This is a genomic window from Arthrobacter sp. 05T423 (genome assembly GCF_056396245.1).
Genome location: NZ_JBFTLC010000080.1, coordinates 1 through 2336, shown reverse-complemented (window position 1 = coordinate 2336; position 2336 = coordinate 1). Strand labels below are relative to the sequence as shown.

Here is a 2336-nt window from a genome sequence, read left to right as displayed (position 1 = left end):
TTCCTGATCCTCCTCCTCCGCGGCCGGCAAGCCACCAACGCTCCCCACCACCCAGGGCATACACGACGCTCCACCCGCACAGAACACGCACTCGAAGCCCTCGGCGCCACCACCATGGCCCTCATGTCCGCCACCACGACCGCATAACCTCAATGGCCTACCCAAAAGGATCGTTAAAACCATCCCGAATTAGCGTTTCCCCTACCCGAGAATGGCAGGACGATAGATGGCAAGCCCCTCTTTGGACCGTCTCAGGAGCTGAAGCTAAAACAGACCCACCCTTTTGGAAAGGCAGCCCGATGCTAAAAACCTCAGATTCTTGTCTAGATGCGTGGATGGGCCGGGAGGCCCTCGCCGAGGCCATGATCCCGGTGATCGGCCGGCTCTACCGCGAAAACAATGTGGTGACTAGCATCCACGGCCGCAGCCTGATCAACAAGTCCACCATGAACATCCTGAAGGCGCACCGCTTCGCGCGCCGGATCAGTAAGGACGAATTGCCCCTGGAGGAGACCGCGCCGCTGCTGAACACGCTGGCACAGCTGGACCTGGGTGCCGCCGCCATCGACATTGCCCGGCTGAACCAGAAGTTTAAGTCCGACGGCGGGGGCCAGACTTTGGAGGAATTCCTCCGCGCCGAGTTGGCTGAGGTAGTGGGCAAGCGCGGCGGTGGCGGCCGCGCCAGCACCGACGTCGTGCTGTACGGGTTCGGCCGGATCGGCCGCCTGGTAGCGCGCCTCCTGATCGAACAGGCCGGCGGCGGCCACGGCCTGCGCCTGCGCGCCATTGTGGTCCGGCGCGGCTCGGACAACGACCTGACCAAGCGCGCCAGCCTGCTGCGCCGCGACTCCGTCCACGGTTCCTTCGAAGGAACCATCCGGGTGGACACCGACGCCAACACCATCACGGCCAACGGCGTCCGGATCCAGGTCATCTACTCGGACAACCCGGCCACCATCGACTACACCGCCTACGGCATCAGGGACGCCATCCTGGTGGACAACACCGGCCGCTGGCGCGACGCCGAGGGCCTCGGCCAGCACCTGCTGAGCAATGGCGTGGCCCGCGTCCTCCTGACCGCTCCGGGCAAGGGTGACCTGAAGAACATCGTGCACGGCATCAACCACCGCGACATCACCGAGGCGGACCGGATCGTCACGGCGGCATCCTGCACCACCAACGCCATCACTCCGGTCCTGCAGGCACTCAATGACAAGTACGGCGTGGTGCACGGCCACGTGGAAACGGTCCACTCGTTCACGAACGACCAGAACCTGATCGACAACTTCCACAAGGGCGACCGCCGCGGACGCTCCGCCGCACTGAACATGGTGATCACCGAGACGGGCGCCGCCAAGGCGGTGGCCAAGGCGCTGCCCGAACTGCAGGGCAAGCTCACCGGCAGCTCCATCCGGGTTCCCACCCCGGACGTGTCCATGGCCATCCTGAACCTCAACCTGGAACGCGGCACCACCAAGGACGAGGTCAACGACTACCTGCGTGAGATGGCGCTGCACTCGGACCTGCGCAAGCAGATCGACTACATCGACTCCCCGGAAGTCGTCTCCACCGACTTCGTGGGTTCCCGCCACGCCGGCATCGTCGACGGCCTCGCCACCATCTCCAACGACAAGAACCTGGTGCTCTACGTCTGGTACGACAACGAGTTTGGCTACAGCTGCCAGGTGGTCCGTGTCCTGGAGGAGATGGCCGGCGTGCACCGGCCTTCATTCCCCGCGGCGGACGTCGTTGAGGCGGCCATGTCGGTGCTTGCCGCCGTGGGATCGGCCTAGCATCCGTCGTCCCTCACTCAACAGCCTTGCGCCCGTAACCCTCCCAGGATTTGAGCCGAACATGAAAATTGGAATCCTCACCAGCGGTGGTGACTGCCCCGGACTGAACGCGGTTATCCGCGGCGCCGTACTGAAGGGCATCGCCGTCCACGGCCATGAATTCGTAGGGTTCCTCGACGGCTGGCGCGGCGTGGTTGAGGGTGACGTCATCCCCATTCCCCGTACTGTTGTCCGCGGCATCGCCAAGCAGGGCGGCACCATCCTGGGCACGTCCCGGACCAACCCGTTCGAGAACGGCGGCGGACCGGACGTCATCAAAGCCCACATGGACCGGCTGGGGATCGACGCCATCATCGCCATCGGTGGCGAAGGAACCTTGGCTGCCGCCAAGCGCCTCACCGACGCCGGGCTGAAAATCGTCGGCGTTCCCAAGACCGTGGACAACGACCTCGACGCCACCGACTACACCTTCGGCTTCGACACGGCGGTGCAGATCGCTACTGAGGCAATCGACCGGCTCCGGACCACCGGCGAATCCCACCA

Annotated in this window: 2 protein-coding genes; both read left to right on the top strand. The window is 64.6% G+C overall.

Annotated elements, in window-relative coordinates; all coding sequences use genetic code 11:
• The first annotated feature begins 299 nt into the window (after positions 1–299).
• Entirely contained in the window at positions 300–1793 is a 1494-nt protein-coding gene (locus tag AC1DFE_RS23935) for a glyceraldehyde-3-phosphate dehydrogenase (protein ID WP_476908315.1), read from the top strand.
• 61 nt (positions 1794–1854) lie between these two features.
• Positions 1855–2336, top strand: a 482-nt coding sequence (locus AC1DFE_RS23930; RefSeq protein WP_476908314.1) for a 6-phosphofructokinase, incomplete at its 3' end; no start/stop codon positions are given.

Excerpts from the sequence above, each read along its gene's own strand:
- AC1DFE_RS23935 (WP_476908315.1), top strand. The coding sequence starts at position 300 with ATGCTAAAAACCTCAGATTCTTGTCTAGATGCGTGGATGGGCCGGGAG.